This is a genomic window from Bacillus weihaiensis (assembly GCF_001889165.1).
Classification (GTDB): domain Bacteria; phylum Bacillota; class Bacilli; order Bacillales; family Bacillaceae; genus Metabacillus; species Metabacillus weihaiensis.
Map to the genome: position 1 here is coordinate 2,716,437 of NZ_CP016020.1, position 24,479 is coordinate 2,740,915.

Sequence of the window (24,479 nt, forward strand, 5' to 3'; positions counted from 1 at the left end):
TTACAATTGGTTTACAGATCCATAACAAGACCCCATATAGGTTTTCTTTGTGACGTATAAAGTTTAGTACAAAACGATTTTGGGAATATGAAATTGATTTCTAAGAAAACTATATGAAAGATGTGAGAAAATGAAAAATAGAGTGAGCTATTTTGATAATGCAAAATTCTTTTTAATTTTATTAGTCGTATTTGGTCATTTAATTCGTCCACTAATTGAGGAAAATGAAACAATAATGACCATTTATAAATTTGTATATACCTTCCATATGCCTGCTTTCATCTTGATATCAGGTTACTTTGCAAAAGGGATTAAACAAAAAGGGTATGTTCAAAAAGTGGCAAAAAAGTTAATTCTCCCATACTTAATTTTTCAAGGAATATATTCTGTTTACTATTTCTTTATTGAAAACAAAAATCGGTTTATAATCGATCCACTTGACCCGCATTGGTCCTTATGGTTTTTATTGAGTCTTTTCTTTTGGAATTTACTCTTACTAGGAGTTACAAAGCTTCCTAAAAAGGGTGCTCTTACATTAGCGTTTGGATTAGGAATTGGAATTGGCTATATTGACGATATTAGTAACTATTTAAGCTTATCTAGAACTTTTGTGTTCTTTCCACTATTTTTAATTGGCTATTATTTAAAGCTTGAAGATTTTTCTAAAATCACAAGTAAGCACGTAAGAATCTCTTCTATCGTTTTATTAACAGGTATTTTTATCGCGTACTTTAAGATGGATTTTGATTATGAGTGGTTATTTGGGTCTAAGCCTTATTCACACTTTAGCGAGCCAACACTAATCAGTTCTTTTATTCGACTTGGTTTCTATAGTCTCACGCTTATTACATCCATTTGCTTTCTCTCACTAATACCTAAGAACTATGCTTTTTACACCGAGTGGGGTACCCGAACATTTTATGTATATCTGCTACACGGATTCATCGTGCAAGCAATGAGAAATAGCGTATTTATCAACTGGTTAGAAAGCGTTCAAAGTATCAGCCTAGTGGCCTTTCTTGCTATTTTATTAACATCACTACTTTCTACTAAATTGGTTCAAGAAATTGCTAAACCATTAATTGAAGTAAGGAGCTTTTCGTTATTAAAATATCGGACCATCACTAAAGGGTGATTTCGCCCCTGATGTACATTACGTTTTTTTGATGAACTGTGATAAAATAAATAATTGATTCTATCCTAAAAATACGTAAGAAGTGGTGTGTAACTAAATGAAAACTGTACTATCAACCTTAAATGCTAAATATATCCATACAAGTCTATCTATACGCTATTTAAAGGCATACGCTGCCCCTCTATATGATGTGGAATTAGCTGAATATACGATTAAGGATCCCGCAATGAATGTTGTGACGGATTTGTATACAAAGAAGCCTGACATTGTAGGATTTAGCTGCTACATTTGGAATATTGAAGAAACAATTAAAATCATTAAAATGCTTAAGAAAATAGATCCTACCTTAATCATTGTTTTAGGTGGTCCTGAAGTCACTTATGACACAAAGGAATGGATGGAAAAAATCCCTGAAGTTGATTTTATTATCATTGGAGAAGGTGAACAATCCTTTAAACATCTTCTAGATGAGCTTCATGGTGATCAGAGATTTGAACAAGTAAGTGGTATTGCATACCGTGAGGGTGAAACTATTCAAATAAAAGCTCAACGAAATAAAATAGACTTAAAAGAACTTCCCTCACCATTTCGATTTGAAGAAGACCTTCCACACTTATCAAAACGTGTGACGTATATTGAAACTAGTAGAGGCTGTCCATTTAGCTGTCAATTTTGTTTATCCTCAATAGAGGTTGGTGTGAGATACTTTGACCGTGAAAAAGTAAAAGAAGATATACGATTCTTAATGGAAAATGGAGCAAAAACCATTAAATTCGTCGATCGCACCTTTAATATTAGTCGAAGCTATGCAATGGAAATGTTCCAATTCTTAATTGATGAACACAAACCAGGTACTGTTTTCCAATTCGAAATCACAGCTGATATTATGAGACCAGAAGTTATTCAATTCTTAAATGATAACGCTCCTGCAGGCTTGTTTCGTTTTGAAATCGGTGTACAATCTACAAATGATGCGACAAATGAGCTTGTTATGAGAAAGCAAAACTTTAGTAAACTGACTAGAACTGTCACAATGGTAAAAGAAGGTAAAAAAATCGACCAACATCTAGACTTGATTGCTGGCTTACCTGACGAAGATTACTCTTCTTTCAGAAAGACATTTAACGATGTATTCGAATTACGCCCAGAAGAGCTTCAATTAGGTTTCTTAAAAATGTTAAGAGGTACAGGTCTTCGCTTGAGAGCTCAAGATCATGGGTATGTATATATGGACCATTCCCCATATGAAATTTTGCGAAACAATGTTTTATCTTTTGAAGATATGATTAAAATAAAGCAAGTTGAGGACGTTTTGGAAAAGTACTGGAATGATCATCGTATGGACGCAACGATTGAATATCTAGTATCCACTGTCTTTGAATCACCATTTGATTTTTTCCAACAATTTGGATCGTTCTGGGAGGAAAAAGGATGGACAAGAATAGGTCACCAGCTCGAGGATCTTTATAAACATCTTCATGAGTTCTTGTCTACTGCTAAAACAGAAGATGTTCATATTATTACGGGGTTTATGAAATACGATTACTTACGAAATCAAAAACACAAACCACGTAAACCATGGTGGTCAGATTCTTTAAACAAGCAGGAACGTAGTAAACTCTATCATGCCATTTTAGACAACCCTATGCTTCTAGGAGAGGAGTTTGCACAAAAAAATCTCTCTGAAAAAGACTTATTTAAACACACAGTTGTTGAAAAACTTCCATTTAATTTATTTACGTATTTGAGTAAAGGAAATGTATTGAAAGAAGACTCAATCATATTGGTTCACTACGATCCAATTTTATCGACAACAAATGTATATCCAGCTACATCACAAGACCTAAATGAAAAGGTTGGATAAGTGAGAGGAAATCCTCTCACTTTTTTTCTGAAACGAAAAATTGTGGATAGTACATTAACACCTAACCTCGGTGCTAGCACAAGAGACCCACTTACCGGAACTTACGCTATTTGTACTTACTTATCCTTTTGATTGTTCTTCTTTTTATTTCCTTCAATCGCTTCAAAAAGCTTTGAAGCATTCACATCCCCAAGCTCTTGACCAAATTCCTCTTGTAATAAATCTTTAGAGGCTGGAATTTTATGATTTTGCATTTCTTTACTCTTCATATGTTTTTTTCCCATTATTCTCCCTGCTTTCCTTGCTTTGAATTTCTATTTGCACCCTTCATTGGATCTTGATCATCATTTATCTCAAACTTTTCTCCACTAGGCATACTTTCAGTTGGTGTGAAATTATTTTTTGTTGCTTGATTTCTAGCTACTTTTCGCTTCATTACTAATTCACCTCAATTTTATGAATGTCATACCTTTTTACTTTCTCCACAAGCTACAGGTTGTAATAGAGGAAAGAGTTGGATTTTCTTGTTACTATTGATCTTTTTGTTCATATGCTATTAAGACAATTTCTTCACCTGTTTGTTCACGAAGTTGATTCTCTATCTGCATAAGTTGATCCAGCTGCGACTGAGTTAAATGAGCAACAGGAAATTCCGTTTGCTGTTTCATAAAATCACCTCGCTTTCCCACTAGTTTCTCCTATTCAAAGCGAGGTATGATAAATATCAATGGGAAATGATGTATAGAAACTCTTACGAATGATAAAAGGAGAAGATTCTCACTCTACAAAAAGTGACATACAACGACAAAAATATAACCCAGGAAATAAATCACTCATATTAAGCTGGGTTACAATCCTCGACAGGAAAAACTTACATATGAATGTAATTAGAGACGGATGCTCACTGCTCTCCCTTAAGTAGCAACGTCTGGGAAGTCACTTCCATTAACGGAAATGACAAGAGCACTCACCCTATCTAAAAGAATAATCGTACCTTGCTTTTATCTTCTCCACGTATATAAAAAAAGAAAAAGACTGTAAACAATCGATGAGCATCGAATTTGTCTACAGTCTTTCTCCAAGTATCTTCATTTGAAATTTTGTTACTAAAAGGTTTTATCCTTCATTTTACAAAAGCAACAACGTTTACGAAAACTTTATCCAATAATCACACGTTCTTTAGGATAATGATAATTTGCCTTTTTCTCTTTTGTACCTAACAAATACAAAAAGGTTAATATTCCTACTCTACCGATAAACATTAAAATCATTATAATAACCTTCCCGATTGAACTTAGATCAGGTGTAATACCCATTGAGAGTCCAGTCGTTCCAAATGCAGAGCAAACCTCAAATAAGATTTCAATAAACGAGAATGACTCGGTTATTGTTAAAATCACGACAGAAAAGAAGCAAATAAGTCCAGCAAACATTGTAACGACGACAGACTTCATTAAATCCTCTTCATGTAATTCACGTCTAAAAACTTTTATGGACTTATTTCCCTTTGCAAAGTGATACAAAAATAGCAAATTCAACGCAAATGTAGTCGTACGTATACCTCCACCTACAGAACTTGGAGACGCACCAATAAACATTAGGGCACACATAATAAGAATAGTTGTTTCTGTAAACACACTAATATCCATTGTCGCTAAACCACCACTTCTAGTTGCTGTAGATTGAAACAAGGAATAAAAGAACGTCTCATGCCATACTTTGTCCTTGAAAAAATAAGAATATTCTAATACAGCTATTGCAATGGTTCCAAAAAGAATAAGGGCAAAAAATGTAATAGACGTAAGCTTTGTAAATAAGCTAAATCGATAATTTTTATCTCTTTTAAATAAAAAGTCCTTTACTTCAATTAACACTGGAAAACCTATAGCACCTAATACAATCAATAAGATAATGACAAATTGTATAAAATAATCATGAGCAAAAGGGATCAATGATTGACCTGTAATATCGAATCCACCATTTGTCGTAGCACTAATAGAGGTAAAGAAGCCCTGTAAATATGCTTCCTGCCACGTATTAAAGTACTTTAAAAAATAAGTCCCCAAGATTAATCCACCAAAGAACTCAATGATTAATATCAGCACTATTATTTGTTTAATCAAACTCACTATTCCTGATAAATTAACCTGGTTTTGATCAGTCATAATTAACTGTCTCTCTTTTAATCCGATCTTCTTTCCCATTATGAGCCATACAAACGTACCTAGCGTCATGATCCCTATACCACCGAATTGCAGGACAAAAGCTAATATAAAGATACCTGGCACACTAAACGTATCAGCAGTAGACATAACGGTTAACCCCGTTACGCTCACAGCACTAACTGCTGTAAACAGCCGATCAATGAACACAAATTCCACATCTGGTTTATGAGCAATAGGTAAACTTAATAATAAGACTGATACTGTTACAGCTAAAAAATAATAAGACACAATTAGCTGAACGGGTGTTAAGGATTGTAACTTCAACTTCCATTTACTCATTCCATCATTCATTCCAATCTCACATTTCTACTAACCACTTTCTATTGTAGTCTGTTTGAATTCATTTTTCTAGACTACCTTTAAGAATAACGGGAGAGTGCTTGAAGTTCAACACTTAACATAAAAGCAAAATTTCCTTCAAAGAGAAAAGTTCTTAAAGCTAAAAGGTAAACGTTGTTTTGGATTTATTAGGTAAACATGAATCTAGACAAAAGCTGCCCTATTATAAGTACTTACTGTGTCTATCTTATAGAATTCCCTATAAATGAAAAGCTAATTCTAAATTTGACATATAGTGATTTTCTTATTGTATTATTTCATTCATTGGATGTACGATTTCAAATAGATAGCTCTTAGATTGGAGAACTCTTTATCTGTTAGGAATAGCAAATCAGCTTTAGTTATCCACCTATATCTTAGGAATTACTTTAATAATTTCTCATATTAAAAAAGGAGATAACCTAATGGTCATCTCCTTACTACTTATTTTGCTTCTAATCGACGAATTCGTTCATTTAAATCAGGGTGTGTTGAGAATAACGACATCCCTTTTTTACTATTAATTTTTAGTGTAGCAAGTGACGCTTCATCATCTCTTACACGTTGAGTATATTGCTGCAACGAGCGAAGAGCATGAATCATTTTATCTTTACCAGCTAAGTCCGCTCCGCCACGATCTGCGTGATATTCTCTGTATCTTGAGAAGGCAAAAACAACAAGGCTTCCTAAAACAGAAAATACAAGCTGGAAAATAATCACGGCAACAAAATGGACGATTGGGGCGATTTCCTCACGAACAAAACGTGTTGCAATCCACGCAGCAATTCGCGCGAAGAAAACAACAAATGTATTCACAATTCCTTGCAATAAAGTCATCGTTACCATATCTCCATTAGAAATATGTGCTACCTCATGAGCTAAGACTCCTTCAATCGCATCATCGTCCATCGTATTTAATAAACCTGTAGATACTGCGACTAGAGAACGACGTTTAGATGGGCCTGTTGCAAATGCATTTACTTCCGAAGACTGATAAATCCCCACCTGCGGCATCTTAGATAATCCGGCTGCACGTGAAAGACGATGAACTCTGTCGACTAATTCTCTCTCATAAGCAGAAAGAGAACTAGAAGGATCAAGTACTTTAACCTTCATCATCATTTTTGCCATCCATCTAGACATAGCTAATGAGACAAAAGAGCCTGTAAAGCCAACGACTGCACTAAAGATGAGTAAATTAACTAAATTTAGATCTCCGTTTATCGTTTGATAAGGTGATACATTTAAAAGAGATAAAACAATACCAATTGTAGTAATAACTAATATGTTTGATAAGAGGAACAAAAATATTCTCTTAGCCATAGCACCCTCCATATTTCAAGTTCACTTGAACTTGTATTATAATAAGAATTATAGAAATTATAGATATAAATAGCAAGCAATAAGATATACCTTCACAAGGTTTATGTGTAAATGTTACAAAATTTTGAACAAAGAAATCTATTAGTAGATGCTCTTTTCTTATATGTTTATCGCTATGTAAGAAATATAGGCATAAGTCACACAAACATCATCTTAACGAAAAGAAAAAGAGCTACTCTGTTCAAAGAAAAAAACCTTGTATCCTAGTTGAACATACGGAACGAATGATTTCTTCTGAAGAAACAAGCCATACAAAAAGTTAGATAAGGAGTGTTAATATGACAATTCAATTAACACGATTGCAGATGACAGAACTGCTTTACTCATTAAAAGGTGATTCAAGGAACTCACCTTATCAAACCTTCCAGAAATTCACAACTATAAACTTTAATGAAAAAGAGATGCCTAGTTTCATTTCAAAAACAAGCAAAAAAAAACAACATAAAGAGTACGGATTATCTACAAATGAAATTGTCTCACTTGCTAACTTATGCGAACTCACATCTTTAAAATCAACCTCCATTCAAAATTGGATTAAACGAGATATTAAAGAGCTAATTGGTCCGCCAGAGCTTGGTAAGAAATATTCAATTGACCAAGCGGCTATGCTCCTAATTGTAAAAGATTTAAAAACATCTTTAGACTTTGAAAAAATTAGAAATTCCTTAACTATTGTATTCAATACGTTATCAGATAGAAGTGATGATCTCATTAGTCCCATCGCTTTTTATGAAATATATGCAAAAGCTGTCTCATCATTTGATATCCTACCAGCATTAAAAATAAAAGATCTAACAATTAATCAACTTATTGTCGAGAAAATTGATCAGGTTGATAAATCTAGCCTTAACCTTACGGACCATCAATGGAACACAATTAAACCTGTACTAGTTATAGCCGTGTTATCAGTCATTGCTTCCCATTTTCAAACATTAGCTCACATCTATTTAACTGATATGTTATAACCTAGAAGCTATTACCAGTATAGATTCTTTTCATTTCTGACATGTTATGAATAGGGCTGCTGGAAAATCAGCTTTAATCTATCAAATAGTAAGGAGTGTTTAGATTGGCTAGAAGTAGCAATAAATTACTAGTACCAGGTATTGAACAAGCACTTGATCAAGTTAAATATGAAATTGCCCAAGAATTTGGGGTTCAATTAGGTTCAGATACAGTAGCACGTTCTAACGGTTCAGTAGGTGGAGAAATCACAAAACGCTTAGTGGCTCAAGCACAGTCGCAATTAAACAGCCAGAAAACAGAATAGGTACTTCCTCTACATGTACTTCATTTCTAAGAGGCTGAGTACCTTTTTGTTCATTTGGAAGGAACGGACACAGCTAAGATAGTTACTAATTAATAAAAGGCTGATACGCATGCGTACCAGCCTTTTATTAGTCGTTACGATTACGATTATATTTTTCTTGTTTCTTTTCTATTTGTTCCTGTTGTTTTTCTAGCTTTTTTTGTATTGTCTTTTGCTTCTTTTCTACCTGATCCTCCCTTTTTTTTATCTGCCTCTCTTGTTTACGTTGGTTTTTCATTTCTTTTTTCTGTTGTTTTTCTTGTTTTACTTCATCTTTTTCTTGTAGCTTTTCTATTTTTATTATGGTCTTATTTTCTGACTTATTCTGTATACTACCCTTAGCATCTTGTAATTGTTTCTTTGTATCATTTAACTTTTCCTTCGCACTATTTTCCCAATCTGATTTCGTGTCTGGATCAATAGTAGTCGGTGTTTTCTCAATTAAGTTGGTCGAAGGTGTTTTCGGTACGAGTACCTCATCAGTCTGACCTTCATCCTTTTCATCTAAAATTGGTTGTGTTTTTTCATCTGATTCTGACTCTTCTTCTTTTTTCAACTCTAAGTATTTTCCAGTTGATATTCCTTGTCGCTTAGCTTTATCACGAGTTTCATCAGTTGCTTCTATCGTTTTCACAACCATTTCATCTTTCTCATAGGAATCGCGGATTTGATTTAAATCCTCTTCTAGTTTACTTTCAACTTGTTCATCCTCTTTTTTCATAACCGTTGCAATCACAATTTCTTTACCTGGATATACATAGCCTTCACGTTTGGATTCTGTAATAATTTGATTCACTACTTCTTTAAAAGGCTTCTGTTTCCATTCTGTTAGCTCGGTTACAAGCTTAATCGCTTCCTCGTTTATCGGTTCAAGCTCAATCACATTTAAATGATCATCAATTTCGATTTCAAAGCTAGGGTTAATATCAATTGACATATATGCATATACTTTATCTTGGGTGAAAAATGGTAAAAAGCTTATGAATAAAAACATAATAGCAAATGCAGATAAAGCACCAATTCTCACTTTTTTTAATTGGAATATGTCAGAGAGTTTTCTTTTAGCCTGATCTTCTCTTGTTCCTGCTTCTTCCTGTTCTGATAGGTGAGGCAAAAAAGAAATTTCCTCACCCAATTCATACAATTCATTCGTATTTTTTGCTTTTAAAAATTGCCCATCTGGGGTAAGCAATGTTACAAAGTCATCATTTTTTTCTACGACGACCCCTCTCTTCATGAATGTAGCACCCCTTTAATATAGTCTTTTAAATAGACGAAATCTCCCGAAAGTATGATGGCCATAGCAATGATGTATTTTCTATTTCTTTCAATTGTTTTTCGACTTACTTCTACCTTTGTTTCTAACTGTTTTACAGGTAGTTGTTTCTTCGTGTAAAGAAAGTTTTTCAACTCTTCATCTTCAATAAGCTGTGTAGCTACTAACAAAGCATTTTGTCTAGCATCATGATGTTTAGGTGATTGATCCACGATTTCAGAAAAGCTAAGTTGAAATTCCTTAAGAAGCTGCTGAAAATATACGATTTCTTCTCTTCGTTGTTCTTGCTCTACTTTTCGTTGATAATCTTCTATCGAGAGATCTGATTCAATTTTACTTTGTGATAATTCATTTTCTTCTTCTTCAGCTAGATCCATATGAACGGTATGAGGATAACGAGCCTCTTTACGGATATAATCGATAACCTTCCTTTTAATAACCAGCTCTGCGAAGGCAAGAAGAGAGCTTCCTTTATCTGTAGAATATTTCTCAATTGCATCATTAAAGGCAATTAACCCGATACTAAACTCATCGTCTTGTTCACTAATATATCGTTTACAAACAGAAGAAACTGTTTTTGCAATAAATGGCTTGTATTTTTCAATTAATTCATTTTGTAATTGTTTGTTTCCTTCTTGTATCAGTAACACTGTATCTTCCAGTGTGTTTTTTTTCTTACCTAGTCTAAACAAAAGGCTAAGCATGAAGGTTCACCTCTGTTTCCCCTTGATTCCTTTGTCTATAATAGCTAAATTACCAAGGGGACGCAAAGGAAGAAATATGAAGCAATCTTTCTTTTGTTTCAAAAAATAAGACAAATATTACAAAAACAGTGTCTTTAGTCCCGATAATTTCAAAAGGACTATCTCCTTATCTCTCTTATGCACAACGAATTAGTAGCTATCTTTCTCTACACTTAAACACCTTTAAGCATCATTCAATCCTTACTATTATCTCAACAATCCCTCCCCATATCTTTTACTTACTACATAGTTTCGTTTGTCATCATTTTTATAAGGGTGTAGGTAAAACTATTTTTTCTATTCTTTTTATAGGTCAAAGGATCTATCATTTGTTACAAATTTGATACAAAAAAAAAGAGACAGCTTATTTAAGAACACCACTCTCTTCCTTATTACTATGAAGAAAGTTACCCATGTTCTGAATAAGAATGCCTCAAGATAAATTTATTTACTGATTTTCTACATTTTTCAACGTGTCTTGATGAGTATATTCTTCTTCAATTTCCGTCTCCTTTGATAAAAACCAACCACCTATCGCAATTCCTGCTAACACAATCCAAAAAATCAGCTTCCACATTGGAGATTCAATAAAATGCTTAGAAACAATATCTATTTGAGGGTGTGCTAATGTGTAGAGAGAAAGTTTGACTCCAACCCACCCTACAATAACAAATGCAGCTGTTTCTAAACTTGGGCGCTTCTTTAAAAGCTTAACAAAATAAGTAGCTGCAAATCTCATAATGACTATACCAATAATTCCTCCTGCCAAAATTACAAGGAATTGTCCACCATCAATTCCTCCAATTGTAGGGAGAGTTGTAGCTGGTAGTGTCACAGCTAACGCTACAGCAGCAAGAATGGAATCTACAGCGAACGCCATATCTGCTAACTCTACCTTTAGAACAGTCCCCCAAAAACCGGATTCTTTTTTAACTGTCTTATCTTCATTTGTTTTCTTAAATACATATTTTTTAAGTATATGGTTAATCGCAATATACAATAAATAAATAGCACCTATTGCCTGTACTTGCCATACATTAACTAAGAAAGAAATTAAGAATAATGCTCCAAATCGTAAAACAAAAGCTCCAGCCAATCCATAAAATAAAGCTTTTTTCCGTTTTTCCTCAGGTAAATGCTTAACCATTACTGCCATCACTAATGCATTGTCTGCAGCCAATATACCTTCCAATGCAATTAAGACTAATAATACCCAACCATATTCAACTAATAAGGCAACATCCATTTGTATCTCCTCCTATGCTTGTTTTAATAGCCTAAAGATTTAGAAATAAAACGACCTATAAAGAAATATACTTACGTATTCTAAAATTCCCTAGTAGGCATAGGACCAATAAAAAAAGACCTTTGCCCACTTAGGCAAAGGTCTTGCTGAGCATGTAAATCACCGATCATGCCAACAAAGCCGATGGGATAAATCCCATGAAATGACGACTTTGTTTCCAGGTTTCCCTGGACGCTACTCCCCTTTGAAAGAAGAATATGAAGTTACTTTTACTATACGTTTATAAAGTAGGTCATGTCAATGTATTTTTAAAAGAAATTTTTTCATTTTTCTGAACAGTAGGTTGGAAAGTGCTGACTAAGAGTTTGAGGTAATGTCCATCTTTAAGTAACTTCTCAAGCCAACTTCACCTTTTGTTTTGCAACCTAGAAAAAGAAAGTGCTTTGTTATGAAAAGATCAACGGCATGCAGCCATGCTTTTAGGCATTTCCTAAGATGCTGCTTTTTCTATCCCTTTATTTTTTATTCCAAAGTGTATCGTTATGGTTTTCGTTTCCAGATCTTTTATTTTTCTTCCTTTGAATGAGCTTATAAATAAGAAAAAGCACAAGTAAACCAATCCCTATAGGCAAGATGTATTGATTTGCGAGTGAGCCAACATCTTCCCAATTCTCACCTAATTTAAAACCCAAATAAACGTAGATAAAGGTAATGGGGAACATGGCTAAAAAAGTATACATAGAAAAAGCCCAAACATTCATTTTAGACATCCCACATGGTATCGAAATGAGTGTACGAACCCCTGGTAGAAACCTTGCCGTAAATGCTACTACTGCACCGTTTTTTTCAAAGAAGTTATCGGCTTTTTGTAGCTTTTCTTCATTTAAAAAGAAATATTTTCCATACTTAAGTAAAATCGGTCTTCCACCATATCTTCCTACAGCATATAAGGTTAATGGACCTAATGTCCCACCAATTGTACCAGCTAACACAGTTCCCCAAAGTGTCATATCTCCTTGATATACCCAAAAACCAGCTAGTGGTAGGACAATCTCCGCTGGAACAAATTCTATCGTTAAAGCAAGCATAATTCCAAAATACGAAAGCTCTTTGAAATATTCAACAATTGTTAAAATAAGGCTTTCCACTTTATCATCACCTAATTTCGATCGATGTGTTCTATAAGCTATTATATTACACATATTCATAGAAACAGACAAGCGTTGTTTTAAAGGAGGAAGAAACATGGATTGGCTTCAAGCTTTTATTTTAGGAATCATTCAAGGATTAACAGAATTTATCCCAATTAGTAGTACTGGTCATCTCTATTTAGGCAGACTTTTCTTTGGTTTACAAGAAGCTGGACTTTATTTGGATACCATGCTTCACATCGGGACACTTATTGCTTTATTTGTTTTTTATAAAGATATCCTACTAAAGCTTCTGAGAAATCCCTTTAGTAAACTCACTTTTTTGTTGGTAGTCGGGACAATACCAGCTGTTATCGTCGGCCTGTTATTTAACGACTATTTTGAGGAGATATCAAAAACAGGTGTCACCATCGGCTGGGAATTTTTAGTGACAGGCTTATTTTTATGGTTTGCTGACTCCATTAAAAATGGAGCTAAAAAAGTGGAGGATATCAGTTTTTTTGATTCTTTGTTTATTGGCACCTTTCAAGCCTTTGCAATCTTCCCTGCTATTTCTAGGTCGGGAATGACGATTGTCGGGGCTTTAATAAGAAAACTTGATAAAGAAACAGCTGCATACTTTTCCTTTCTTCTCTCAATTCCAGCCATAACAGGAGGTGTTGTGTTTCAATTAAAAGATGTCGTTCAAGGAACTGTGCCAAGCATAAGTTTCCTGTCATTATTCATCGCAACTCTCTCCTCAGCTGTATTCGGATACATTGCAGTAAAATTCATGATTACCTTTGTCAAAAACAAATCACTCAAGCTATTCGCTATCTATGTCTGGATTCTTGGTGTAGGGATCATCCTATTGCAACAAGGTGCCTGACCCCCCAACACTTTAAACCATTAAAGAAGGTGTTAAAGGTAAAGGTCTAACCTATTACTTCTAGGAGAATTGGTATGTCTTTCCGCTTATAAATTGCCTTAGTGAGCTTCATGATAATAGATAATAAGAAGGAATTGATTGTGAAGGTAGGGATTACAATGCATACAATGTGGAAGGGCTCTATTAGCTTTGGTCTCGTTAACATACCCATTAAGTTATTTGCTGCAACTGAGGATAAAGATATTAAGCTGAGAACACTTCATAAAAAGTGTCACACACCCATTCAGTATGAGAAGAAGTGTCCAAATTGTGATGAAGAAATTTCTCAGGATGAAATTGTGAAGGGCTACGAGTATGTTAAAGGAAAGTATGTCGTCATTACAGATGAAGAGCTAAAAGAATTGAAAGACGAGCATGAGGATAAAACTGTTGAAATAATTGATTTTGTTAATATGAATGATATTGATCCTATCTATTTTAACCGTTCTTATTTCATAGGTCCTGGTGAAAATGGCGGAAAGGCTTATGCTCTTCTCCGCGAAGCATTAAATCAATCAGGTAAAATCGGCATTGCCGAAATAACGATTCGCTCCAAGCAACAACTTGCTATGGTTCGTGTTTATCAAAACTGCATTGTCATGGAAACTGTTCATTATCCTGATGAAGTAAGAAATGTGAGAGAGGTGCCTAGTGTACCTGAGCAAGTTGATGTGGGTTCAAAGGAATTAGATACAGCTATTATGCTAATTGACCAGCTAACAACTACTTTCGATCCAGAAAAATACAAGGATGATTATCGATTAGCTTTACAAGAATTAATTGATCGGAAAGTAAATCAGGATGAAGGAAAAACACCTACAGAAGCAGCACCACGTCAAAATGTAGTCGATTTAATGAGCGCACTGCAAGCTAGTATTGAAAAAACAAAAAAACCACAAAGTAAATCAACTAAACCTAAATCACAAACCATACCTAAAGCAGTAGGAGCTACAGACGTGTCATCTAACGCCGCGGGAACGAACCAAAACGCTCCCACCTCTTCCACTACTAAAAAAACCAAAACAGTGAGGAAGAAGGCCTAATATAAAAGGTGCCTGTCCCCCGTCGCGTTAATGCGATGGGGGACAGGCACCTTAGCTTTTATTGAGTAACTTTTCTTCTTTGTACAAGTAGATATATGACGCCGATTGTTAGGATTATCAAACCAATCACTAACCAGTTATAGCTTGCTGTAGCGGTTGCTGGTAATGTATAGCCTTCCTTAGAAGGAGTAGAAACCTTTGTTACCTCTTCAGCTTTTTTAATTTCAGCAACTGCAAATATACTGAAATGCTTCGTGTCAACTGTTACAAGGCCATTATTATACGTAGCACCCGGAACAATCTCCCACTCGGACGTTTCTTCATTGAAGTAAAGAACTTCTATATTTTCTGGGTTTTTCACCTTTTTAGAATCAACTTCAAACACTAATTCTATTGCTTCATTAAAGCTATGAATTGGCTTTCCATTTACACTCAACGTAAAGTCATAAACTCCACTAATGAAGATCTCACTTTCCATATCTGCTAAGCGTTTTACTGTTAAATCCGCTCCTTCTGGAATAAGTGTAAGAGGAATATTTACTTTAACACCAAAATGCTTAAATGATAGAGTAACCACTTCTACACCTTTATCTGTTAAGAAGGAAATATTCTCTTTTGTTAGATTAAACGTAGATAGGATCGATTTAGAATCGTCTAATTCAATAACAACCGTATCACCCTTACTAATTTTCTCTAAATCTTTATTCTCAACACTTGCTTTACCATCTTTGAGCTTCGCCTTAACAATAACTGTTTTTGTTTTACCAGATGTCTCTTTGTTATCACCTTTCCCAGGCTTTGTAGGCTTTTCTGGTGTCCCTGGCTTACCTGGATTAACTGGTGTTTCTGGTGTTTCTGGTGTTTCTGGTGTTTCTGGTGTTTCTGGTATTTCCGGTGTTTCTGAATTCTCAGCAACTAATACTACCGTTCCACCTTCAGCATTACTCGGCATAACAACACTTACTTCTTGGTTTTCATTTACAACATATTCTTTATTGTTATAAAGGTCACTTAACGTCGTTTCTGCAGGTACATCTACTTTAAATGTTGCTTCTTGACTCTCTGTATCTGTATTTAGTCCTACGAAAATTTGATCTTCCTTGTATTCTCTCTCAAACACAATATAGCCAGCTTCATCTCCACCTGCTACTTTTTCACGCGTACCTTTTGAGAATACTTTTGAATAATCTGCACGGATGTTAAGTAATGTTGCATAGTGATCATGTAAATCGATTGCTTGAGGATCTTTCTTTTCATAGAGCTCCCAAGGCATTGCATCACGGTTTTGTCCGAATGCTAATATGTTTCCTTCTGAATCCTTTTTCCAATCTGACGTTCCAGAATTACCAAGCTCTTCACCATAGTAAATCACTGGTTGACCTTTTGATGTAATTTGAAGCGCTGCAGCGATTTTTAGTTTCGCAACATCTCCACCTACATATTCTGTTAAGAATCCATTTTGGTCATGACTGCTTAAAAATTGTCCTAATGTCGCATCACTATTTATTCGACCATTACGATCTTGTAAATACTCTTCAACCTCGTCAAGACTTCCGTTAACAAATGCTTGAGCTTTATTCTTAAATTCAAAGTCTAAAAGAGAATCCATTTGACCTGTACCTAAATAGCCTCCATCATTGTCAACACTCGCTCCCCAATATTCACCAATCATTTTAAAATTAGGGTCAATCTCAACTAGGCTATTTTTCAACGCTTGCCATGTAGCTTCCTCAACATGCTTCACTGTGTCAATTCGGAAGAAATCAATTGTATCACCACGATCTGTTCTCGCTCTTTCTAACCACGCTGTTTGCCACTCAATGAGCTGATTTCGAACAGCTGGATCTTCTGTTTTAAAGTCAGGTAAATTATCAAGCTCACCCTTCACTTCATGACCAGGAATTTCCTCGTCACCAAGACGAAGCATTCCCTTTAGCTTATTGATTGCTTCCTCTGATGGAAGGTGTTTTGAGTCTGCTTCCCAATCATTATCGCCTTCCTCAGTATCAACCTCGCCTTTCATACCATAACCAGCATGATTGACAACAACGTCTAGCATAATTTTGATTCCTTTATCATGCGCCTTATCAATTAACTCTTTAAATTTATTAATATCTCCTAAGTGTGCATCAAGTTTTTCAAAATCCTCTGCCCAATATCCATGGTATGCATATTGCTTCGCTTCAAGGTCTCCACTCGTCGTAAAATCAAGACCTTTGTTGAAGTCAATATTGTCAACAATTGGCGTTATCCAAATTGTATTAATTCCAAGGTCATCAATATAGTCTAATTCATCAATAATTCCTTGGAAGTCTCCACCATGATAGGCTTCTTTATGATTTGGATCATATTCATCTAAATCCCCGTCTTCTCCACCATTGTTCGATGGATCGCCATCCTTAAATCGGTCTGTTAGCATAAAGTAAATACGAGCCTCATCCCAATCAAAGGTGAGCTCATCACCAACCGATTGCTTTGGCTTAACTGTAACTTTCACCATTCCCTTATGTTTATTACCAAATTCATCAACCGCCGTAATAGTAAGTTCTTTCTCTCCAGCTGCTACTGTATCACTTGCACCGATTGACACTTCACCAACAGTTTGATCAATCACGACTTTTTCTTTTCCACCAAGTGGTTGTAGATTGACAGATAATTCTTCAATTGTCACATCTTCTTCTGAAGTAGCACTCGCAGATAAAATCGTATTTTCTCCGAACGTAAATTCTCCTGGTGACACACTCGCTTCAATCTTGACATCTGGACGATTGTACGTGATTGTTGATTTACCATTCTTCGTATTATAAGGATCATTAATCTCTGTCGTTTTGCCATCCTTCGTGACTAAGAACGTGTATTCATACGTACCTTCTTCAAGATCTGAAAGCTTATAAGAGAAGTATTCATTTTCTGCACTATACTCCATCTCATATTCTTTTCCATCTATTTTAACTTTCACAGAATCAATGGAATCCATTGCGTCATTATTAAATAGCTCTTCATCACGATAGAAAAATGTTACTTCTCCATCCTCTAAAACAGGCCCTTCAACATGGGGCACTTGAGTATGTCCTGGTATGCCAGTTACCACCGTTACTTTCGTTATAATCGCATCTCGATCAATCTTCACATTATGATCATCACTATCAGGTGCTACCTTTGCAGTTGCCCAATCTGTTCCTTTACGTACTAGGAAGCCGATTGACTCAGTTTCAGGAGCAATTTCAACATTTGCAATGGCTGTATCTCCTTCAATTGACTCAAAGTTAATTTGATCATTCTTCACACCTGTATTCCAAACCCATAGATTCCATTCACCAAAATCTCCTGTGAAATCTCCGTTCGGTCTTACGTATTTAATACGAACGTAACGTTTTACATTCTCTTTAACGATTAGTTCATAAGAAACCAAAGCATCTCCAGAAGCTGCAGTAATCAGAACATTTCCTGGTTTGATACCTGTTACTTGACCTGAACCGTTTACAGTTGCAATGGTTTTATCACTTGATGACCATGTCACCTTTGCATTTAGCATATCTTGATTAAATTGGTCTTTCACATGAGCTGTTAATTGCGTAGAATATGTTGCAAAAACAGAATCATTTCCAACAATTGTGATCGTATCTGGAACTAATTTTTCAACAATTACTTCAAGCTCAGCTTTAACGGCTCCTGCTTCAACAGTAATAATCGCTGTTCCTTCTGACTTTCCAACAATTTTCCCATTTGATACAGTTGCAACAGCTTCATCTGAAGAAGTCCACGTTAGCTTTTCTCCAAGCATCACACGATTATTTTGATCTTTTGCATAAGCAGTTACTGTTTTCGTTTCACCTGGGTTAATAGCAAGTGAATCAGCACTCGCTGTGATAGTTGTTACTTCTGGTGTATATTCTGCTTCAGATTGGTCGTAAAGCACCATCATGGACAGGCCTTCAACAGAAACTTTACTACTGTTTATTGTTCTAATCGTTTCTGTACCAGCTTGGGTATGATCAACGACTACATTCCAGCTTCCATTCGCTGGTAAAGATACCTCTTTTGCTTCTTTGTTTGCATTGTAAATGACAACAATATTTTTCCACATATCATTGTTTGCGTTATCTTTTAACTGATACGCTACTACATTATCATTTTGCTTTAAGACTTCAAGCTTTTCATTTATCTCAGCTTTTGAATCCATTTTAAACGCTTCATGCTCTTTTCTTAACTCAATTAACCCTTTGTAATAGTTAAAGACAGATTGATAGTCATCCTTCAATTCCCAACGAATCATATTGATGTTGTCAGGACTCTTGTAGCTATTATGCTCACCGTATTTACTTCTTAACATTTCTTCCCCTGCATGTAGGAAAGGTATACCTTGAGACGTTAACACGATACCATTTGCTAATAGACTGCGTTTTACCCATTCATTATCAAGTGCATTTTCCTCTGTAATCACAGCATGTGGATTGTACGAATCTGACCCATGCTCTCCATCTGTACCAGCCACTCTCATTAGCTTATCCCAAAGGTTTAAGTTATCATGAGCAGTTACATACGTAATGCTTTCCTGCGGTTTATTTGTGAACTGATCAATTGCACCCTTAATCCCTGCTACGATATCGCCCTCTTTTCCAGTTGAGCCAGTAGCAAAGCCAGTGCTATTATCGTCACTTCCACCCTTAATAGCTCCACGAATATTATCGTTAAAAACGGAGTATCCTTGATCTTTTTGAGTTCCTTTCACATGTTGCATAGAAGATGGAAGACTTGTTGATCCACCTGTCCATGGCTCACCGTAAAGTAAGATGTTAGGATCTACTTCGTTTTTCAATTCTTTAGTAAGCTCCTGCATAGTCTGCTTATCGATTAAGCCCATTAAATCAAATCGGAAACCATCGATTCCGAATTCAGTGGCCCAGTAGTTCACAGAATCTTTAATATACTTTCGAACCATCGGACGTTCAGAAGCTACTTCGTTTCCAGTACCTGAACCGTTCGTAATTTTCCCTGTATCATCTGTTCTGTAATAATAGCCTGGAACAATCGCGTCAAACGGTGATTCTCCTTCAAGCTGAGTTGATTCATTCATATATGTGTGATTATAAACAACATCTGCAATCACTCGAATTCCATTATCGTGTAGAGATTGAACCATTTGCTTATATTCTCTTAATCTACTTGTAGGATCTGTTGGATCTGTAGAATAAGACCCTTCTGGTACATTAAAGTGAATTGGATCATATCCCCAGTTGAATTTGGCATCAGTAGCATTAGGATCATCCACTGTTAATTCATTAACAGAACCAAAATCATAGGTTGGTAGTAAATGAATATAGTTAACGCCTAATTCCTTTAAGGAGTCTATACCTGTCTTTACTCCATTAGGGCCTGTAGTCCCCTCTTCTGTAAACGCTAAATATTTCCCCTTGTTTTCCATACCTGATTGTTCATTAATTGAAAAATCTCTTACATGTAATTCATAGATAATAGCATCTGCAGGTGAAACAATCGCAGGCTTGTCCAAAGGATTAAATCCTGCTGGATCTGTGCTGTTTAAATCAACAATTACCGCTCTTTGACCATTAGCAGAGGTTGCAACCGCATAAGGATCTACCGCATAATTGATATCACCATTCGCGAATTCAACCTTGTACATGTAGTATTTGTTTTTAAGATTTTCATTGATTTCAACTGACCATATACCATTGTCAGAACGATTCATTACTGTTTCTTCACCATCTGTATGATCGGGAACAAAAGCTCCTTCATACGTTCCTGCATCATCATAGATTGCTAGACTTACCTTTGTAGCAGTTGGTGCCCAAAGTTTAAATGAAGTACGGACAGGAGAATATGTAAATCCAAGATCCTCTCCATCATAGAAGAACTTCTCGTCATTCAATACATTACGCATTGTTACTTGTTTGCCACCTACATCTCCAAGTGACACTTCGTAAAGCTTTCTCACATCTACTTTAGTTTCGTCTTCTAATGTAATTTTTGCTTTTTTACTATCAAGCTTCGTAGTCGTGGTCGCAAGTATTTCATTCGCTTCAACATCTTTAACCATCAGTTCCTGCTCGCCAATATCTTTATTCGTAGTGACGAAAATTTCAGACAGTGAATCCATTAACGCAGATTGAACATCAACAGACTCTGGAGACTCAATGGTGAAAACTGAATTTCCATCTTTTTCTTCTTTGTTTAATGGGTCCGTAATTTCTTTTCCATTCCACATACGTTCATTACGAAGAAATTTGTATTGATATTCACCTGGTGCAAGGTCTTCAATCGTAACAGAAAAAACGTCATTGTCATTTAACGTCATTTCGTAAGCAGTATTTACATCCCATTCATTTAGAGATCCTATCACATATACTGCTGTTTCTTTTTCTTCAGATTGCTTATACTGAAACGTCACACTTCCATCTTCATTGATAACAGGACTTTGAAGAACATCGACTTTAAATGTGGAATTTCCATCAATTATCGGGTTTTTATTAACAGGATCGGTTATCCATTGGTCTCCATTAACAATAAACTTGTATTGATAGTCTCCATTTGTAAGCTTTTTGGTTAACTCCCAAACTCCATCAGATGTCTCCGTCATTTCAAGAGCTCCATCCTGCCATTCTGTAAAGCTGCCTGCAACTTTTACAGATTCAGCAGAACCGTTATAAGTAAACGTTACTTGACCGTCACTGCTTACAACCGGGCTTTCATAATCCGGTGCTAATTCTTCCCCTTTTACGAGAACAAGGTTATCGTTTGGTAGCCACTCATTTTCATTTACAATAAACTTGTACTCATATTTCCCATCTTCTAATTCAGTAGTCAGCTTCCATACTTTCTCTGACTCCTCTGACATATCTAATGGTGATTCTTCCCAATTCGTAAAGCTTCCCGCTACTTTTACTGACTCTGCAGCTCCTTCATACGTAAAGGTCACAGTACCATCCTCATTAACGGTAGCTGGATTCACCTCTTCTGCGCTAGCGTTTGCATAAGGAAGCATACCTGAAACAAGCTGTAATACTAATGAAAAGATAACAATTAACGATAACACTTTTTTATTTTGTTTTTTCAACACCTATTTCCCTCCCCAAAATTTGATGCACTTTGCGAAAACGTTTGCACAATATTCAAAATGAGAAAGATTTCAATATAGAAATCTTTTTTTGGTGTAATCGTTTTCAGAAAATGTTCCTTTTTAGCATAGCACGATCAATCAACCAATTCAATAAAAAAGAAAGCGTTTTATCATGTTAGTCTGCATTTTCTGTCAACCATACGGCTACTTCATATAATGATGGAAACTGAAAGTCTCCTAACTCTTCTTTCCCAACTAGAATGGTTTTTGTACCTGCAAGTTTTCCCGCTTGAATATCAACATCACGATCTCCCACCATATAACTTTCAGCTAACTGAATTTGATGTTTTTCAGCTAACCGAGTAAGCATTTGGGGTTCTGGTTTCCGGCATGCACATCCTGCATGTGGTTTATGTGGACAATAGATGATATCATCAACTCTTCCACCAGCTTCCGCTATATCCCTCTTCATCTTCTCATGTACTTTATGTAGCATGGTTTCTTTCATATACCCTAACCCTACTCCACCTTGATTCGTGACAACAAAAACCATAAATCCTGCATCATTTAATTTCTTTATCGCCTCTCCCACTTTAGGTAATAAATACATTTGCTCTGGTTTGTTCACAAATTTTACTCGATTCGTTAATACCTCATTTATAACTCCATCACGATCTAAAAAAACAGCTTTTTTCATTGTTATTCTCCTTTCATGAAATGCATCGAATTTGTTCATATTAATACTAAGGAGTGATACATATGAAACCCATGCTTCCAACATTACAATCAAGTCTTCCCTATCAGAATGAATGGATTTACGAAACAAAGTATGACGGATTTAGAGGAATTTTATCTATCACAAGTACCACGATTAGCTTAACAAGTCGAAATGAAAAATCTCTAAATCATTCGTTTCCTGAAATTATTGAAACAGTAGAGGCTATCCTACCATCATTATCTTCTTTAGTGCCTCTTACTATAGATGGTGAAATCGTTCAATTAAGAAATAATCATGCCTCAGATTTTGAAACCATACAAATTCGTGGTCGTTTAAGAAGTACTGAAAAAATTAGGATTTTATCTAAAGAAGCGCCTTGCTCTTTCTTAGCCTTTGACCTATTAGAAGTGAGAGGATCACTTATAACAAATCAACCTTTAGAAAATCGAAAACATCAGTTAAGAGACCTATTTGAATCCTTGCAATTACCTCTAACCGTGAGAAAGTCTAACGACAATATCTTACAGTATGTTCCATACTCAACCAACTATTCAGAACTATGGGAAGAGATTTCACTTAAAGGTGGAGAAGGAATCATAGCTAAGCATAAAAACAGTAAATGGGAGAGCGGTCACCGATCTAAGCAATGGATTAAGGTAAAAAATTACAAGCGCGCTCATTGTTTTATAACAGGGTATGACAAAGAAAATGGGTACTTTCATCTTGGCGTGTTTCGTAATGGTGTCATTATACAGGTCGGTGTTGTTTCTCATGGTATGTCTAGTGATGAGCGATCTGCTTTACTGACCATCATTTCTGAAAACAAAGGTAAAGAAAATGATTTCTTTATTGAGATAGCACCTGCCATCATAGTTGAAATTCAATTTTTATCACTTTACAAAGAACAACTTAGAGAACCATCTTTTTCAGGCTTTCGTTTTGACAAACAAATTGAAGAGTGTTCGTGGGATATGCTATTGCTATCTACCGCACCAATTCATAAAGAAGTCGTAATCACACATCCAGACAAACCACTTTTTAAAACGGTTGATGTAAAAAAGGAAAAGTACTTAAGCTATTTGTTTCAAATCTCTGATTACATGCTACCTTTTATCAATGATCGTTTGTTAACGGTCATTCGCTTTCCCCATGGGATGTTTGGTGAAGCCTTTTATCAAAAAAATTGTCCTGACTATGCACCCGACTTTATCAAAAGAGCGCACTCAGAAGATATTGAGTATATTGTTTGCGATTCTCTCTCAAGTTTATTATGGCTAGGAAATCAACTTGCCTTTGAGTTTCATATCCCGTTTCAAACCATCAATAGTAAAAATCCAATTGAAATTGTGTTTGATTTAGATCCTCCTTCAAGAGAATACTTTCATTTAGCTGTTAAAGCAGCTCAGGAAATGAAAAAGATTTTCGACCAATTTCAATTGAAAACATTTCCGAAGTTATCCGGTAATAAAGGGTTGCAAATACATATTCCTTTAACCAAAAATTCACTAACTTATGATCAAACAAGAGTTTTCACACAATTTATTGCTGAATATCTTGTTACTACCTTTCCCGATGATTTTACAGTTGAACGAATGAAGAAAAACCGTGGTAATCGATTGTACCTTGACTATATACAGCACGCTGAGGGAAAAACAATCATAGCACCTTATTCCCTTAGAGGAAAAAACGATGGAGCCTTCATCGCCGCACCTCTTCATTGGGAGGAAGTAAACGATGAATTAAACATAGAACAATTTACTATGGATTATGTTCTAGATCGAATAAAAACACTAGAATGTCCATTTAAAGAATATTACACTAGCCCACAGGATAGTATGATTGAACCAATTATTAGAAAAATATTAACTGAATGAACTTCATAAATTGAATCCTTTGAGCCCATGGCTTTCAAGAGGCAAAAAAGGAGTACTTCCCCAAAATGTCTAGATAAATAAGCACCAAACAGACTTACAAGACTGGATGAGGATATTTTCTTCTCCGTCAAGTCCATAATTGAATTGGTCTTTAACCAGATTATCAACTTATGGATATAATGACATACCAACGTATTTCAAAACACTTC

At 35.4% G+C, this 24,479-nt stretch carries 18 protein-coding genes and 1 riboswitch; of the genes, 7 read left to right on the forward strand and 11 right to left on the reverse strand.

The features are described 5' to 3' along the window. The first annotated feature begins 130 nt into the window (after positions 1–130). Together A9C19_RS13055 and A9C19_RS13060 are read left to right on the forward strand one after the other, a co-directional pair. On the forward strand, positions 131–1,135 hold the full coding sequence (locus A9C19_RS13055; protein ID WP_072580357.1) for an acyltransferase family protein: 1,005 nt from the start codon (positions 131–133) through the stop codon (positions 1,133–1,135). Between the two features lie 97 nt (positions 1,136–1,232). Beyond that, the gene (locus A9C19_RS13060; protein WP_072580358.1) at positions 1,233–2,999 is read left to right on the forward strand and encodes a B12-binding domain-containing radical SAM protein; all 1,767 of its coding nucleotides are present in this window, start codon (positions 1,233–1,235) and stop codon (positions 2,997–2,999) included. Positions 3,000–3,115: 116 nt separating this feature from the next. On the opposite strand, the gene A9C19_RS22050 is transcribed toward A9C19_RS13060, so the two are convergent. From A9C19_RS22050 to htpX, 5 genes are all read right to left on the reverse strand, one after another. Next, positions 3,116–3,283: a hypothetical protein gene (locus A9C19_RS22050; RefSeq protein WP_099092771.1), complete on the reverse strand. Its 168-nt coding sequence runs from the start codon at positions 3,281–3,283 to the stop codon at positions 3,116–3,118. Next, positions 3,283–3,435 (reverse strand): hypothetical protein, encoded by a 153-nt coding sequence (locus A9C19_RS22055; RefSeq protein WP_099092772.1) that lies wholly within the window; start codon positions 3,433–3,435, stop codon positions 3,283–3,285. The genes A9C19_RS22050 and A9C19_RS22055 overlap by 1 nt, the downstream gene beginning before the upstream one ends. 94 nt (positions 3,436–3,529) lie before the next feature. Next, the gene (locus A9C19_RS21785) at positions 3,530–3,688 is read right to left on the reverse strand and encodes a hypothetical protein (protein ID WP_158515087.1); all 159 of its coding nucleotides are present in this window, start codon (positions 3,686–3,688) and stop codon (positions 3,530–3,532) included. Positions 3,689–4,156: 468 nt separating this feature from the next. After that, a complete protein-coding gene (locus A9C19_RS13065) occupies positions 4,157–5,515 on the reverse strand; it encodes a TrkH family potassium uptake protein (protein WP_273131216.1) in 1,359 nt (452 codons plus the stop codon). A 471-nt stretch (positions 5,516–5,986) separates the two neighbouring features. Then, positions 5,987–6,865, reverse strand: coding sequence for a protease HtpX (gene htpX / locus A9C19_RS13070; RefSeq protein ID WP_072580359.1), 879 nt, complete (start codon positions 6,863–6,865; stop codon positions 5,987–5,989). Positions 6,866–7,203: 338 nt separating this feature from the next. Between htpX and A9C19_RS13075 the strand changes: the two genes are divergently transcribed. Together A9C19_RS13075 and A9C19_RS13080 are read left to right on the forward strand one after the other, a co-directional pair. Continuing rightward, on the forward strand, positions 7,204–7,890 hold the full coding sequence (locus tag A9C19_RS13075; RefSeq protein ID WP_072580360.1) for a DUF1836 domain-containing protein: 687 nt from the start codon (positions 7,204–7,206) through the stop codon (positions 7,888–7,890). Between the two features lie 104 nt (positions 7,891–7,994). Next, on the forward strand, positions 7,995–8,195 hold the full coding sequence (locus A9C19_RS13080) for an alpha/beta-type small acid-soluble spore protein (protein ID WP_072580361.1): 201 nt from the start codon (positions 7,995–7,997) through the stop codon (positions 8,193–8,195). Between the two features lie 127 nt (positions 8,196–8,322). Here the strand turns inward: A9C19_RS13080 and A9C19_RS13085 are convergent, their stop codons facing one another. The 4 genes from A9C19_RS13085 to A9C19_RS13100 all read right to left on the reverse strand — a co-directional run bounded on the left by A9C19_RS13085 (position 8,323) and on the right by A9C19_RS13100 (position 12,587). Then, positions 8,323–9,471, reverse strand: a complete 1,149-nt coding sequence (locus A9C19_RS13085) for an anti-sigma factor domain-containing protein (protein ID WP_072580362.1) — start codon at positions 9,469–9,471, stop codon at positions 8,323–8,325. Further along, entirely contained in the window at positions 9,468–10,214 is a 747-nt protein-coding gene (sigI, locus tag A9C19_RS13090) for an RNA polymerase sigma factor SigI (RefSeq protein WP_072580363.1), read from the reverse strand. The genes A9C19_RS13085 and sigI overlap by 4 nt, the downstream gene beginning before the upstream one ends. Positions 10,215–10,701: 487 nt before the next feature. After that, the gene (locus tag A9C19_RS13095; protein WP_072580364.1) at positions 10,702–11,499 is read right to left on the reverse strand and encodes a TerC family protein; all 798 of its coding nucleotides are present in this window, start codon (positions 11,497–11,499) and stop codon (positions 10,702–10,704) included. A 148-nt stretch (positions 11,500–11,647) separates the two neighbouring features. Beyond that, positions 11,648–11,754: riboswitch (yybP-ykoY riboswitch) on the reverse strand. Between the two features lie 260 nt (positions 11,755–12,014). Further along, positions 12,015–12,587 carry a DedA family protein gene (locus A9C19_RS13100; RefSeq protein WP_233499287.1) on the reverse strand — a complete coding sequence of 191 codons (573 nt, stop codon included), beginning with the start codon at positions 12,585–12,587 and terminating at the stop codon, positions 12,015–12,017. A 157-nt stretch (positions 12,588–12,744) separates the two neighbouring features. On the opposite strand from A9C19_RS13100, the gene A9C19_RS13105 reads away from it, so the two are divergent. Next, entirely contained in the window at positions 12,745–13,518 is a 774-nt protein-coding gene (locus A9C19_RS13105; RefSeq protein ID WP_072580365.1) for an undecaprenyl-diphosphate phosphatase, read from the forward strand. A 158-nt stretch (positions 13,519–13,676) separates the two neighbouring features. After that, complete coding sequence (ku, locus tag A9C19_RS13110) at positions 13,677–14,600, forward strand: non-homologous end joining protein Ku (RefSeq protein WP_072581884.1); 924 nt, start codon at positions 13,677–13,679, stop codon at positions 14,598–14,600. Between the two features lie 58 nt (positions 14,601–14,658). On the opposite strand, the gene pulA is transcribed toward ku, so the two are convergent. Beyond that, positions 14,659–21,678 carry a type I pullulanase gene (pulA, locus tag A9C19_RS13115; RefSeq protein ID WP_072580366.1) on the reverse strand — a complete coding sequence of 2,340 codons (7,020 nt, stop codon included), beginning with the start codon at positions 21,676–21,678 and terminating at the stop codon, positions 14,659–14,661. A gap of 175 nt (positions 21,679–21,853) precedes the next feature. After that, on the reverse strand, positions 21,854–22,375 hold the full coding sequence (locus A9C19_RS13120) for a D-glycero-alpha-D-manno-heptose-1,7-bisphosphate 7-phosphatase (RefSeq protein WP_072580367.1): 522 nt from the start codon (positions 22,373–22,375) through the stop codon (positions 21,854–21,856). Between the two features lie 62 nt (positions 22,376–22,437). Here A9C19_RS13120 and A9C19_RS13125 point away from each other — a divergent pair, with 62 nt between their 5' ends. Then, positions 22,438–24,270 (forward strand): DNA ligase D, encoded by a 1,833-nt coding sequence (locus tag A9C19_RS13125; protein WP_072580368.1) that lies wholly within the window; start codon positions 22,438–22,440, stop codon positions 24,268–24,270. Positions 24,271–24,479 lie beyond the last annotated feature (209 nt).